Annotated in this window: 12 protein-coding genes; 7 read left to right on the top strand and 5 right to left on the bottom strand. The window is 43.0% G+C overall.

All coding sequences use genetic code 11. From position 1 onward, the window contains the following. The first annotated feature begins 110 nt into the window (after positions 1-110). From TY03_RS03715 to TY03_RS03730, 4 genes are read left to right on the top strand one after another with little or no spacing between them, the layout of a single operon-like run. Positions 111-923, top strand: coding sequence for a PstS family phosphate ABC transporter substrate-binding protein (locus TY03_RS03715; RefSeq protein ID WP_042367568.1), 813 nt, complete (start codon positions 111-113; stop codon positions 921-923). Between the two features lie 58 nt (positions 924-981). Next, complete coding sequence (locus TY03_RS03720; RefSeq protein WP_042367570.1) at positions 982-2,715, top strand: glutamine--tRNA ligase/YqeY domain fusion protein; 1,734 nt, start codon at positions 982-984, stop codon at positions 2,713-2,715. Between the two features lie 17 nt (positions 2,716-2,732). Then, the gene (locus TY03_RS03725; protein WP_042367571.1) at positions 2,733-4,196 is read left to right on the top strand and encodes a tetratricopeptide repeat protein; all 1,464 of its coding nucleotides are present in this window, start codon (positions 2,733-2,735) and stop codon (positions 4,194-4,196) included. A 27-nt stretch (positions 4,197-4,223) separates the two neighbouring features. After that, entirely contained in the window at positions 4,224-4,865 is a 642-nt protein-coding gene (locus tag TY03_RS03730) for a DedA family protein (RefSeq protein ID WP_042367573.1), read from the top strand. Between the two features lie 77 nt (positions 4,866-4,942). Here TY03_RS03730 and tpx read toward each other — a convergent pair whose 3' ends face one another. After that, positions 4,943-5,446 (bottom strand): thiol peroxidase, encoded by a 504-nt coding sequence (tpx, locus tag TY03_RS03735; protein ID WP_042367575.1) that lies wholly within the window; start codon positions 5,444-5,446, stop codon positions 4,943-4,945. A 182-nt stretch (positions 5,447-5,628) separates the two neighbouring features. Here tpx and TY03_RS03740 point away from each other — a divergent pair, with 182 nt between their 5' ends. Then, the gene (locus TY03_RS03740; protein WP_042367577.1) at positions 5,629-6,192 is read left to right on the top strand and encodes an HdeD family acid-resistance protein; all 564 of its coding nucleotides are present in this window, start codon (positions 5,629-5,631) and stop codon (positions 6,190-6,192) included. Between the two features lie 207 nt (positions 6,193-6,399). Beyond that, on the top strand, positions 6,400-7,572 hold the full coding sequence (locus TY03_RS03745; RefSeq protein WP_042367579.1) for a glycosyltransferase: 1,173 nt from the start codon (positions 6,400-6,402) through the stop codon (positions 7,570-7,572). A 5-nt stretch (positions 7,573-7,577) separates the two neighbouring features. Here TY03_RS03745 and TY03_RS03750 read toward each other — a convergent pair whose 3' ends face one another. After that, positions 7,578-8,822: an ABC transporter permease gene (locus TY03_RS03750; RefSeq protein ID WP_042367582.1), complete on the bottom strand. Its 1,245-nt coding sequence runs from the start codon at positions 8,820-8,822 to the stop codon at positions 7,578-7,580. Positions 8,823-8,828: 6 nt separating this feature from the next. Further along, positions 8,829-10,028: a pyridoxal phosphate-dependent aminotransferase gene (locus tag TY03_RS03755; RefSeq protein ID WP_042367583.1), complete on the bottom strand. Its 1,200-nt coding sequence runs from the start codon at positions 10,026-10,028 to the stop codon at positions 8,829-8,831. 173 nt (positions 10,029-10,201) lie between these two features. Between TY03_RS03755 and TY03_RS03760 the strand changes: the two genes are divergently transcribed. After that, positions 10,202-11,437, top strand: a complete 1,236-nt coding sequence (locus tag TY03_RS03760) for a fucose isomerase (protein WP_042367585.1) — start codon at positions 10,202-10,204, stop codon at positions 11,435-11,437. Positions 11,438-11,446: 9 nt separating this feature from the next. Here TY03_RS03760 and TY03_RS03765 read toward each other — a convergent pair whose 3' ends face one another. Together TY03_RS03765 and TY03_RS03770 are read right to left on the bottom strand one after the other, a co-directional pair. Beyond that, a complete protein-coding gene (locus TY03_RS03765) occupies positions 11,447-12,286 on the bottom strand; it encodes a histidinol-phosphatase (protein ID WP_042367586.1) in 840 nt (279 codons plus the stop codon). Next, positions 12,283-14,148 carry an ABC-F family ATP-binding cassette domain-containing protein gene (locus TY03_RS03770; RefSeq protein ID WP_042367587.1) on the bottom strand — a complete coding sequence of 622 codons (1,866 nt, stop codon included), beginning with the start codon at positions 14,146-14,148 and terminating at the stop codon, positions 12,283-12,285. The genes TY03_RS03765 and TY03_RS03770 overlap by 4 nt, the downstream gene beginning before the upstream one ends. Positions 14,149-14,150: the final 2 nt, after the last annotated feature.

Consider the following 14,150-nt stretch of genomic DNA (forward strand, 5'->3'; position numbering starts at 1 on the left):
ATTGTTTCAAACGTATTACATTTCAATGACAACAAAGGGAAGTGCTTACTTTGTAAACAGAATGTAATATCTGTTTGTTTACTTTGTGTGCATAAACTAATGATATCATAATGAAAGCAAGAAACATCCTTTTTTTAGCCCTTCTGTTAGCAGCTGTTACGAGTCAGGCTCAACGCATCAAAGGAAGCGATACAGTGCTACCCATTGCTCAGCAAACAGCCGAGCGATTCATGAACCAACACCCCCAGGCTCGTGTTACGGTAACCGGCGGTGGTACAGGAGTAGGTATATCGGCACTGCTGGACAATACAACCGATATTGCCATGGCCTCGCGTCCCATCAAATTTAGTGAGAAGATGAAGGTAAAGGCCGCCAAACAAGAGGTGGATGAGGTTATTGTGGCCTATGATGCACTGGCGGTTGTGGTCAATCCGTCGAATCCGGTAAAGCAACTTACCCGTCAACAACTCGAAGACATCTTCCGTGGAAAAATCACCAACTGGAAACAAGTAGGAGGCGACGATCGCAAGATCGTTGTATACTCTCGCGAAACCTCTTCGGGAACTTACGAGTTCTTCAAAGAAAGTGCGCTTAAGAATAAGAACTACATGCCTCACAGTCTTTCGATGCCTGCCACAGGTGCCATCATTCAATCAGTGAGCCAAACCAAGGGGGCTATTGGCTATGTAGGACTTGCCTACGTATCGCCACGAGTAAAAACATTGGCTATTTCCTACGATGGCAAACACTACGCCAGCCCTACTGTCGAAAATGCCACTAACAAAACCTACCCCATCGTTCGCCCACTGTACTATTATTACAATACAAAAAATAAAGCAGCCGTAACGCCTCTTCTTGACTTCATTCTATCTCCCGAGGGTCAGAATATCATAAAAAAGAGTGGATATATTCCCGTGAAATAAGGTTATACAAAAAAAATGTCCTATTTTTGTAGCCTTAATCGAGTTAACATATACCGTTATGACAGATATTAGAAACGAAGAAGCAGGAGAAAAGAAAAGCCTAAACTTTATTGAGCAGGCGCTTGAGAATGATTTAAAAGAGGGTAAAAATGGAGGAAGGGTGCAAACACGCTTTCCGCCCGAGCCAAACGGCTATCTTCATATCGGTCATGCAAAGGCTATTTGCCTTGACTTCGGAATGGCAACCAAGTACGGCGGTGTATGCAACCTCCGTTTCGACGATACAAACCCCATTAAAGAAGACATGGAATATGTCGAAGCTATCAAGGAAGACATCCAGTGGCTGGGCTTTCAATGGGGCAATATCTATTATGCTTCAGACTATTTCCAGCAATTGTGGGACTTTGCCACCTACCTCATCAAACAAGGAAAGGCTTATATAGATGAACAAAGTGCTGAGGAAATTGCCCGCCAAAAAGGTACTCCTACCCAACCGGGTATCGAGAGTCCTTATCGCAACCGTCCCATCGAAGAGAGTTTGGCTCTATTCGAGAAGATGAACAGCGACGAAGGTGTAGAAGGTTCAATGGTACTTCGTGCCAAAATCGATATGGCCAACCCTAACATGCACCTACGCGACCCGTTGATGTATCGCATCCTGCATGTAGCCCATCACCGTACCGGTACACAATGGAAAGCATACCCCATGTATGACTTCGCCCACGGGCAAAGTGACTATTTTGAGGGGGTAACACACTCTTGGTGTACGCTCGAATTTGTAGTACATCGCCCTCTTTACGATCTCTTTATCGATTGGTTGAAAGAGGGTAAAGACCTGAACGATAATCGCCCACGCCAAACAGAGTTCAACAAATTGAACCTCAGCTATACCTTAATGAGCAAGCGTAACCTGCTCACTTTAGTCAAAGAAGGCATGGTAGACGGGTGGGATGATCCTCGTATGCCCACTATCTGCGGTTTCCGCCGTCGTGGTTACTCACCCGAATCAATCCGTAACTTCATTGACAAAATCGGTTATACCACTTACGATGCACTCAACGAATTTGCATTGCTCGAAAGTGCCGTTCGCGAAGATTTGAATGCACGTGCTACTCGCGTATCGGCTGTGGTGAATCCGGTGAAACTGGTTATTACCAACTATCCCGAAGGACAGGTTGAAGAGCTTGAAGCCATTAACAACCCCGAAGATCCGAGTGCAGGTAGTCACATCATCGAGTTCGGCCGTGAACTGTGGATGGAACGCGAAGACTTCATGGAAGATGCTCCGAAGAAATATTTCCGAATGACTCCCGGTCAGGAAGTACGTTTGAAGAATGCTTATATCGTAAAATGCACAGGCTGTACAAAAGATGAAGCCACCGGCGAAATAACCGAAGTACAATGCGAATACTTCCCCGACACGAAGAGTGGCATGCCCGAAGCAAACCGCAAAGTGAAAGGCACCCTGCATTGGGTAAGCTGTAATCACTGTTTGCCGGCCGAGGTTCGTTTGTATGATCGTCTTTGGAAAGTAGAAAACCCACGCGACGAAATGGCTGCTATTCGTGAAGCTCGTAACTGCTCGCCCGAAGAGGCCATGCGCGAAATGATCAATCCCGATTCGCTTCATGTACTGACCCATTGCTACATCGAAAAGTACGCAGCTACCCTGCCGGCTCTTTCGTATTTGCAATTCCAGCGCATCGGCTATTTCAATATCGACAAAGAGTCGACCGACGGTAAGCTCATTTTCAATCGCACCGTAGGATTGAAAGACGGATTTAAAAAGTAATACAAAATAGTAATTATATGGCACGCAAAAACTCACTACCCGGTAAAGACGCCGAACTTAGCAAGCTCATTGCTCAATACGAAGCAATGAAGGCAGAGGAAAAGAGCACTTACATGGATGGTGATCAATTGGCCGACATTGCCGATCGCTATGCCATAGAACAGCGCTTTCAAGAAGCACAAGAGGTTATCAATTATGGGCTTAGCCTGCATCCTAACAATACTGATTTGCTTATTGAGCAGGCTTATCTCTACCTCGACACACAAAAGATTCAGGAAGCCAGTGAACTAACAGACAGCATTGCCGAAACCTACGCCAGCGAAGTAAAAATATTAAAAGCCGAGATATTACTGAACCAAGGTAAATTAGACGCTGCCGAGCTTTTACTCGCTACACTGGAAGATCAGGACGATCTCGACACTATCATTGAGGTATCCTATCTTTATATTGACATGGGCTATTCGGAGAAGGCTTTGCCTTGGTTAACCAAAGGATTGCCTAAATACAGCGAAGAGGAGGACTTCCTTGCCGCATGTGCCGATTGTTATTTTGCCGAAAATCAATTTGAAAAAGCCGAGTTTTTCTATAACAAATTAATCGACTTATGCCCTTTTCATGCCCCCTATTGGCTGGGATTGGCAAAGAGTTACTTTGCCGAACAGAATTTCGCTAAAACACTGGAGGCAGTTGATTTTGCTTTGGCAGCCGATGAGCATTTTGGTGAGGCGCACTTGATGAGGGCGCACTGTTTGTTTCATCTTGACAATGAGGCCGAAGCAGTTGCAGCGTACGAGAAAGCACTTGAATACAAATCATTATCGCCCGCTTTTGCCTATATGTTTATCGGCCTTGTGTATAGTGATGGTAATAATGACGAAAAAGCGATCGAATATTTCAGCCGCTCGATATCCGAATTGACCAAAGACGGTGAGGTAGACTCTCCGATACTACCCGATCTTTATTGCAATCAGGCACTCTGTCTTTCCAAACAAGGAAAATACGAAGAGGCTCATAAATTCTGCGAAGAAGCAAAAGCATGTTTCCCAGACGATTGCGAACCGTATTTAATCAACGGACGTATCTATATGGCCGAGGGTAAAGACATAAAAGCGAAAGAACAATGGGAGCTAGCTCTCACCTATATGCCAGATCCCGAAACCTGGCATCAAATAGGTACTTACTATCTCGAATATAATATGCTGGAGAATGCCCGTTTCTGCCTCGAAGAAGCACTCAAAATAAACCCTGAAATGGAGGGAATCAATGAAGAGCTGGCTTCGATATGTATCATGCTGAAAGATCATAAAGCATTTTATAAGTACAACCAACTGTCGAAACATCCGATCAACTTTGATACCTTATGCGAGAGTTTAGCAGACAAAGGGCCTAGCCAGCTACTCGACGAACTACAAAATTTTCTCAAAGAGATAAAAGAGGATGATTCCGCAAAAACAGATACAAACGATCAAAAAGAGTCATAATAAAAACAACCGGAATTAAAATAACACATGGAATCTGTAGCCTTTATCCAATGGTGTCTCGATCACCTCAATTATTGGACCATCACCCTGTTAATGACCATCGAGAGTTCGTTTATCCCCTTCCCTTCCGAAGTGGTTATCCCTCCGGCAGCCTATAAAGCTGCGGTAGGAAATGAGTTGAACATTTACCTGGTTGTATTCTTTGCAACGCTCGGTGCCAATATCGGAGCCCTTATCAATTACTATTTGGCATATTGGTTGGGGCGCCCCATCGTGTACAAGTTTGCCAATAGCCGTTTCGGACATATGTGCCTGATCGACGAAGCTAAAGTACAGCATGCCGAAGATTATTTTGATAAGAACGGCGCACTCTCTACCTTTATCGGTCGACTGATTCCGGCAGTACGCCAGCTCATATCCATCCCTGCCGGACTGGCACGAATGAAACTGTCTACCTTTTTAATATACACAACGATTGGAGCCGGATTGTGGAATGCCATTCTTGCAGCCATCGGATACTATCTTTCGACAGTACCGGGTATCGAAAGCGAAGAACAATTATTGGCCAAGGTAACCGAATACAGTCACGAATTAGGCTACTTCTTCATTGCGGTTGGAGTGTTTATTGTAGGATTCCTTGTCTATAAAGGAATGAAAAAGAAAAAATAATACCTGATATTACGGATAATAGAAAAGGCTACTCCTCGACATGAGAAGTAGCCTTCTTTTCATTTATGCAGGTATATTTACTTTTTAGCAGCCTCTATTGCTTTTTCGTACGCAGGTTCTTGCGTAATCTCGGGAACAAGCTCTGTATAAGATACCTTGCCCTCTTTATCAATAACCACTACTGCGCGTGCCAACAAACCCATCAAAGGTCCATCACCCATCAGTACGCCATAACTCTTATCAAAATCAGAATGACGGAAATCAGAGAGTGCCACTACATTCTCTATCCCTTCTGTGCTACAGAATCGTCCTTGTGCAAAAGGCAGATCTTTAGAGATAGCCAATACGACTGTATCGGGCAATCCGGCAGCTAACTGATTAAACTTACGTACCGAAGTTGCACAAACTCCCGTATCCATGCTTGGGAAAATATTGAGTATAACGCGCTTGCCTTTCAAATCAGCTAATGAAAGAGAAGATAAATCACTTTTTACCAATTCGAAGTTAGGAGCCAATTTACCTACTTGTATAAACTCTCCGACCAGTTTTACCGGATGTCCTTTAAAATTTGTTGTAGCCATATTCTTTTACATTTGTTTGTTTAATAATCAACGTGATTATCCCATATAAACAAACAGACCGATCGTTTGGTTCATACGCTTATGAATAATGGAAACTTTAGTTAATTTTTTAAACTCTTTATAAATATCGATTGTTACTTGCACTATCAACTACATAGTATTAATCAATAAATAACTCTCAAATGAAAACAGTATTTGATGAATTAAACCAATCGATCAAGAATTGGTGGATGTCACTTCTTCTAGGTATTTTGTATATCGGCGTTGCTATTGCTTTAATGTTCTCTCCGCTGGGAAGCTACATTGCACTCAGCATTATTTTCAGTATCTCAATGTTACTAAGCGGTATCGTAGAAATCGCCTTTGCCTTTAGCAACAGAAAGCGGGTATCGAGCTGGGGATGGTATCTGGCAGGTGGCATCATCGATCTCATTCTGGGCATTTACCTCATCACCTATCCAATGGTTAGTATGGAGGTTATTCCGTTTATCATTGCCTTCTGGCTAATGTTCCGCGGTTTTTCCGGTACGGGGTACGCAATGGATTTAAAGCGGTACGGTTCTCGCACCTGGGGATGGTATATGACCTTCGGCATACTTGCCATTCTCTGTTCATTACTTATCCTTTGGCAACCTGCCGTAGGAGCTCTTTATGCCGTTTACATGATTTCATTCACCTTCTTAATCATTGGATTTTTCCGCGTGATGGTTTCTTTCGAATTGAAAACATTGCATAAGAAAAAATAGAAAAAACGTTTTTCAGATATTTCACTGTGAGGGGGTACCAAAATGAGACACCCTCACAGTGTATAAACTAACCGAATATGATGATTATTTTGATAAAACGTTTTTAATACAACAAAATGTAACAAGAACTTAGATTATTTACAACTCAATATGGTTATTGAGAAATTAACACGTACATTTGCATGATTAAAAATGAGATCAAAATCAATGGAAACATTTACATTCAATACGACCGAAATTATACTGCTAACAGGCTTAAGTGCTCTGTGCGTTATTCAACTCATCTACTACTTCGGGCTCTACAATCGAATACATAGACGGAACATCGCCTGCAAAAAAGGAGAAGTTCACTTTAGCAATGAACTGCTTCCGCTGTCCGTTATTATCTGTGCGCGAAATGAATCGGAAAACCTACGCCGCTACTTGCCTTCCATTCTGGAACAGGATTATCCCAATTTTGAGGTCATTGTCATCAATGACGGGTCCACAGACGAGAGCACTGAAGTATTATCGGCTTTCGAAGAGAAATACCCCCACTTATACCATAGCTTTACACCCGAGAGTGCTCGGTATATCAGCCGGAAGAAACTTGCATTGACCCTTGGCATCAAGGCAAGCAAGCATGATTGGTTGGTATTTACCGAAGCTAACTGCCAACCGGAAAGCGACCAATGGCTGCGATTGATGGCACGGAACTTTACCCCGCACACCGAAATTGTGTTGGGATACAACGGATATGAACGCGGCAAAGGATGGAAGCATAGATATATTTCATTTGATTCTCTGTTTAATTCACTGCGCTATCTGGGACTGGCATTGGCAGGCAATCCTTATATGGGTATCGGGCGCAATCTGGCTTACCGAAAAGAATTGTTCTTTGCTAAAAAGGGGTACTCGACACACTTGAATTTACAACGTGGAGAGGACGATTTGTTCGTAAACCAAATAGCTAATACAAACAATACACGAGTAGAGACTGATGCTAACTCGGTTGTTCGTATGCGAGCTATCGAGCGACACAAGGATTGGAAAGAAGAGAAAATCAGTTACCTAGCCACATCGAGCTATTTTCGCGGTATGCAACGCTATCTGCTTGGATTTGAAACAGTATCGAGATTGTTGTTCTACGCAACCTTCCTGACAACGATGGTGTTCATCTTACTTCATCCTCATTATTTAGTAATGGGTATCGCTCTCTTCCTGTTTTTGATTCGTTATATGGTACAAGCCATTGTGGTAAATAAAACAGCTACAGATATGAGAGATAATCGTCATTATTACCTCACGCTACCACTCTTCGACCTCTTACAGCCTCTGAAGTCCCTCCAACTGAGATTGTACAGACTGTATCGTGGCAAAGGTGACTTTATGAGAAGATAAGCACGCTATTCGTAGCGCATAGAACTAGCCGGACGAATCTTCGTTATCAGAAAAGAAGGACCTAGCAGCATCAGTACAGCAGCAAGCAATGTACCCACATTGATAAACAGGAAGAACCAAAGATTGAAAGAGATGGGAACTCGATCTACGTAATAGGTCTCGGGATTGAGTTTGAAGAGCTTCAATTGAGATTGTATCAAACAGAAAGCCAATCCGATGAGATTACCCCAGAGCATCCCTTTACCTATCAAGAAGACAGCAAACCACAGAAAAGTTTTACGGATAGTGAAATTATTAGCTCCCAATGCTTTAAGGACACCGATCATCTGAGTACGTTCGATGATAATAATCAGTAATCCTGAAATCATAGTAAAACCTGCCACACCGATCATCAGGAATAAAATAACCCATACATTAAGATCGAGCAGATTTAACCAATCGAATATCTGTGGGTGGAGTTGCTGAATATTCTGAACGAAATAAACACCCCCAAAGGCATCTGCTTTATTGTCGGTATCGGTAGCTATCCGGTAGGTAATATCCTCTAACTGCTCGTAATTACGCACTTGCAACTCGACCCCGCTTACTTGTTCGGGTTGCCAACCGTTCAACCGATTGACCACAGCCAGATCGGTAAGCAGAAATAGATTATCGTATTCTGAAAAATTGGTTTGATAGATGCCTTTGATTGTGAAACGACGTGCCCGCACATCGTCTTGTACGTAGTAGGTATATATCTTGTCGCCCAACTTAAGCTTTAACTTCGTGGCAAGTGCTTTCGAGATAAGTACTTCATTGCTCGAAACAGAGTCATTGAACACAGGAATCTCTCCTTCGAGCAGGTGCTCACGAAAGAAACGGGCATCGAACTCAGCCCCTACCCCTTTAAGAACCATCCCTTGAAAAGCATCATCTGTTTTGATCATACCCGGTTTGGTTGAATAGCGTTGCACATGCGCTACCTGCGGATAAGCAGCCAGTGCAGTAAGCATACTATCCCCTACGACAATCGGGCGTGTTTCGTAAGAGCGAAGTGCATCGAAGTTGCTGATTTGAATATGAGAACCAAATCCAACCACTTTATTTCGCACCTCGTTCTTGAAACCAATCACCACAGCTACGGCAATAATCATCACAGCCAGCCCAATGGCAATACCCGTCATGGCGATTAATACAGCCGGACGAGACACTTGTTTGCCACCATCCGTATCGCGGTAAATGCGTTTAGCTATAAAAAGGGATAAGCTCATCAATCGTTATTCTGTTCTGCCCGGATAAGCCTCCAGTGCTTTTTGCAACACAAAGAGAGCACGGGTCAAATCTTCTTTATTCAATACATAAGCGATGCGAACTTCATTGTAGCCTGCACCGGCAGTGGTATAGAAACCCGAACCGGGAGCCATGAAAACGGTCTGCCCTTCGTAGTCGAACTCTTCTAGGCACCAGGCACAAAACTTATCCGAATCGTCGACTGGAAGTTTGGCCATGGTATAGAAAGCTCCCATCGGGATAGGAGAATATACACCGGGAATACGATTGAGTCCATCGATCAAACACTTGCGACGCTCTACATATTCGTCATACATCTCGCGAGAGTATTCTTCGGGAGCATCGAGCGATGCCTCGGCAGCAATCTGACCAATCAAAGGAGGACTCAGACGAGCTTGACAGAACTTCATCACCGCATTGCGCACCTCTTTGTTCTTGGTAATTAAAGCACCGACACGGATACCACACTCTGAGTAACGTTTAGAAACGGAGTCAATAAGTACTACATTATTCTCGATCCCTTCGAGGTGACAAGCCGAAATGTAGGGAGAACCGGTATAGATAAACTCGCGATAAACCTCGTCGGAAAAGAGAAACAAGTCGTATTTCTTAACCAAGTCGCGAATCTGATTCATCTCACGACGAGTATATAAATAACCGGTAGGATTATTGGGATTGCAAATCAGAATACCCTTGGTACGTTCGTTGATCAACTCCTCAAACTTCTCCACTTTAGGGAGTGAAAAACCTTCTTCGATCGTAGTAGAAACTGTACGAATCTTAGCTCCGGCCGAAATTGCAAAAGCCATATAATTGGCGTATGCGGGTTCGGGAACGATAATCTCATCGCCCGGGTTCAAACACGACATAAAAGAGAACAGCACAGCTTCGGAACCTCCGGTCGTGATGATAATATCATCTGCCGTAAGGTTGATATTAAACTTAGCATAATACCCGACCAGCTTCTCACGATAGCTACGATATCCGGCACTGGGACTATATTCTAGTGTCTTTAAATCAATATTGTGTATCGCGTCAATCGCTACCTGAGGAGTAGGCAGATCGGGTTGTCCGATGTTTAAATGAAATACGTGAGTTCCCCGTTGCTTGGCTGCATCTGCCAAGGGAGCCAATTTTCTGATAGGTGATGCGGGCATCTCTATTCCTCGAGTGGATATGGTTGGCATGACTTAAATTATATGTTATAAACTATCAAATTATAAAATTATGGGCAAATGTACATAATAAATCGGAGACAGAGACATAAAAACTTTAAAAACCTTATCAAGGGTAAAAAGCTTATGGTATTATCGAAAGAAAGTTATACATTTGTCATATTCATAACCTAAAACAATAGCGCATGATTATAAATCTTATCACCTTTGCTTCGCTTTTACATAAACAAGCAACGATACGCACTTCCCACAAGGTTGTGTTAAACGAGCTTGAGAAGTATTTCACCGTTAACTTCGTTGATTATAAGGATCTTGGCAAATTAGGCAATGACGATTTTAAAATTTTATTCATAGCAACCGGTGGTGTAGAACGAATGGTGACACAGCACTTCGAATTGCTACCCCGCCCGACAGTCATTCTTGCCGACGGTATACAAAACTCACTGGCAGCTGCATTAGAGATTTCTGCTTGGCTACGCAATAAGGGAATGAAAAGTGAAATTCTACACGGAGATTTAGCCAATATTATTCAGCGTATACATATACTTTATAAGAACTTTCAGGCACAACGCACACTTTCGGGTTTGCGCATTGGAGTGCTCGGATCTCCTTCACCATGGCTCATTGCCAGCAGTGTAGACTATTTACTAAGCAAACGCCGGTGGGGAGTGGAATATATTGATTTACCACTCGAGCGAATCTACGAGTATTATGATAAAATAACGGATGAGGAAGTGGGTGCTGCCTGCGCTGCTTTTGCTTCACAAGCATTGGCCTGCCGCGAAGCTACTCCCGAAGATCTACTCAAGGCCATGCGTCTTTATCGGGCTATCCGGATGTTGTGCGAAAAAGAAAACTTAAGTGCCGTTACCTTAAGTTGTTTTAAGCTGATAGAACAAACCGGAACAACCGGTTGTCTTGCCTTATCATTACTCAATGACGAAGGCCTTTTGGCCGGATGTGAAGGAGATTTGCAATCTATATTTACCTTACTTGTCATCAAGGCACTAACAGGAAAAGCGGGATTCATGGCTAATCCGTCAATGATTCAGATACGTACCAACGAAGTAGTCTTTGCACATTGCAGCATTGCCACGAAACTAGTTGAACGATACATCATCCGTGATCATTTCGAAACAAATTTAGGGATCGGAATTCAAGGTATAATGCCTACGGGAGAGGTAACCATCATTAAATGTGGAGGCGAGTGTTTGGATGAATATTATTTATCAACAGGTACCATTATCGAGAACACTAACTACCTGAATCTGTGTCGCACACAAATCAGAGTTAAAATGAATACGTCTACAGAGTATTTCTTAAAAAATCCAATAGGCAATCACCACATTGTTATACCGGGCAATCATGAAGAAGTTTTCAATGAATTTCTTCAAGCCAATATCTGTAAACGTACTGAATAGAAACAACTATTAAAGAAGAATAGGCATTGCCACCCATTTGCCGTCATGCAACTCCATTACCTCGCGATATCCTGCCTGCCACAAAGCAGATAGGGCTTCGCGACGTCCACTATTGATTTTCTCCGGAAAATGTGCGTCACTATTGACCTGTACACGAATACCCAGCTCTTTCAACAAGCAGAAATAGCGTTCATTGGGAAAGAAGGTCTCAAGCAAATAGAGTGCTTTTGTATTAATTTCAACCATATATCCGTAACGGGCAATTTCTTTAAAATAGTTATTCATCAAAGCATCATACCAAGGTTCATCCAACAATCCGGGTCGGTAACAATCAGCATTGTAATGCATCTTATCGGCATGTCCTACAACATCAAAGCCACCTAACGCAATCATACGCAGCAATCGTTCGTAATACAAGCGAATCACCCGATCAAGATCGCCACCAAAACGAGTATCTACGATTTTTCGAAACGCTTCGGAAGAGACGTCGATATCAACCACTTCTCCCCGATCATCATAAAGCATGTGAACAGAGCCTATGCGATAATCGAGTGGAAGTTCGCGAAAGCGAGTGATACCAGGGTGGCTTTCTTCATTCAAATAATCAATCTCCAGACCGATATAAAGTTCTATCTGCCCGGCATACTTCTGCTGTAATAGACGGGCTTCTTGCAGATAATCGGGCATCTGATCCCAATCCATGGACCAATGGGTAGAGAAAGGAAGCGGTGCATGCGAAGAAATACCATAAGAGGTAAACCCCTGTGCAATAGCTTCAACGATAAATGCTTCGAGCGGCGCACGTCCGTCACAAAAGGTACAATGGCTGTGATAATTGGTTAAATTCATGATTCTATTTCGCTTAATTCTAACCAGCGCATGGTTTTCTCATCAATCAGTTCATTTACCTCCGGTAAACGTTTCGAGTTCTGAGTCAACTCATCCACACTTAACGTACCACTGCAAAGTAGTGCTTCAATGGTGGCTTTCTCTTCCTCCAGTTCGGCTATTTCTTTTTCGAGTTGTTCGAATTCGCGTTTCTCTTTGAAGCTCATCTTACGCTTCTCATTCAAACGTACGCGTGAGGTCTTATCTTCCGATGTTTTTTCTGCTTCTTTCTCTTTTTGCGCTTTTTCTTCTTTCCAATCACGGTAATCACTATAGTTTCCGGGGAAGTCACGTATGTCTCCCTGTCCGTTGAATACCAGTAAGTGATCAACAACCTTGTCCATAAAATAACGGTCGTGCGAAACAACAATTACACATCCTTTGAAGTTCTGCAAATATTCTTCGAGCACATTAAGGGTAATGATATCAAGGTCGTTGGTAGGCTCATCGAGTACCAAAAAATTGGGGTTACGCATCAATACCGTACAGAGATACAGGCGTCGACGCTCCCCACCACTTAATTTATAGACATAGCTATGCTGGGTTTCGGGCGTAAAAAGGAAGTGTTGCAAGAACTGCGATGCAGTAAGCTTTTTCCCATTGCCCAATTCGATAACCTCGGCAATGTCTTGTACAACATCGATAACCTTCATCTGTTCGTCAAACTTTAGGCCGTCTTGCGAATAGTAGCCAAAACGCACTGTTTCGCCGATATCGACCGTGCCACTATCGGGTTGTACCTGTCCCATTAGTATTTTGATAAAGGTAGACTTGCCGGTTCCGTTATTGCCTACGATACCCATCTTTTCGTAACGGGCAAAGATATAAGAAAAATCATCCAGAATTTTCAAGTCTCCAAAGCGTTTGTAAAGATGATCGGCTTCAAAAATCTTACTACCAATATACGAGGCTTTGACATCGAGCTTTACATTATCATTGTTCACACGTTGCTTGGCTACTTTCTCTATTTCATAAAAAGCATTCTGGCGATACTTAGCCTTGTGAGCACGTGCCTGCGGCATTCTACGCATCCAGTCGAGCTCCGTCCGGTACAAGTTATTCGCTCTTTCAATTTCTACGCTGGCAGCATCAATACGCTCTTGACGCTTTTCGAGGTAATAGCTATAATTACCTTTGTATTGATAGATTTGCTTATTATCTATTTCAATGATTTCCGAACAAACACGATCCAGAAAATAGCGATCATGAGTTACCATCAATAAGCTGAGATTGGTGCGTCTCAAATACTCCTCCAACCATTCGGTCATATCAAGATCCAGGTGGTTGGTAGGCTCATCGAGAATCAGCAAGTCAGGTTCGGTTATCAGCGCATTGGCCAAGGCTACACGCTTGAGTTGGCCACCCGAAAGATGCTTCACCGGCTGCTCAAAGTTTCGTATTTTAAGTTGCGAAAGAATCTGTTTGGCTTTTTGTTCATAGTCCCATGCTTTTTCATGATCCATGCGTATCAACAGTTGTTCCAAGCCGGGATGCCCTTCTGTTTCCATGCACCGCTCGTATTCTTTGATAAGCTCTACCGTACTGTTTCCATGATGGAAACAAGCCTCGATAACGGTCAGTTCTTCGGGATATTTCGGGTCTTGCTTCAAGTAGCCGACACGGAGATCCCGACGGAACACAATGTTGCCACTATCGTATCCCTCTTCGCTCGAAATGATATTCAACAAGGTTGTTTTCCCACTCCCATTCTTGGCAATCAGCCCAATACGCTGTCCTTCGCCAATGCTAAAAGAACTATTTTCTAAAAGAACTAAATCTCCAAACGATTTAGTCAAGTTTTCTATTTGCAGATAATTTACCATTC

The organism is Bacteroides neonati, from assembly GCF_000499785.1.
Lineage (GTDB): Bacteria > Bacteroidota > Bacteroidia > Bacteroidales > Bacteroidaceae > Bacteroides > Bacteroides neonati.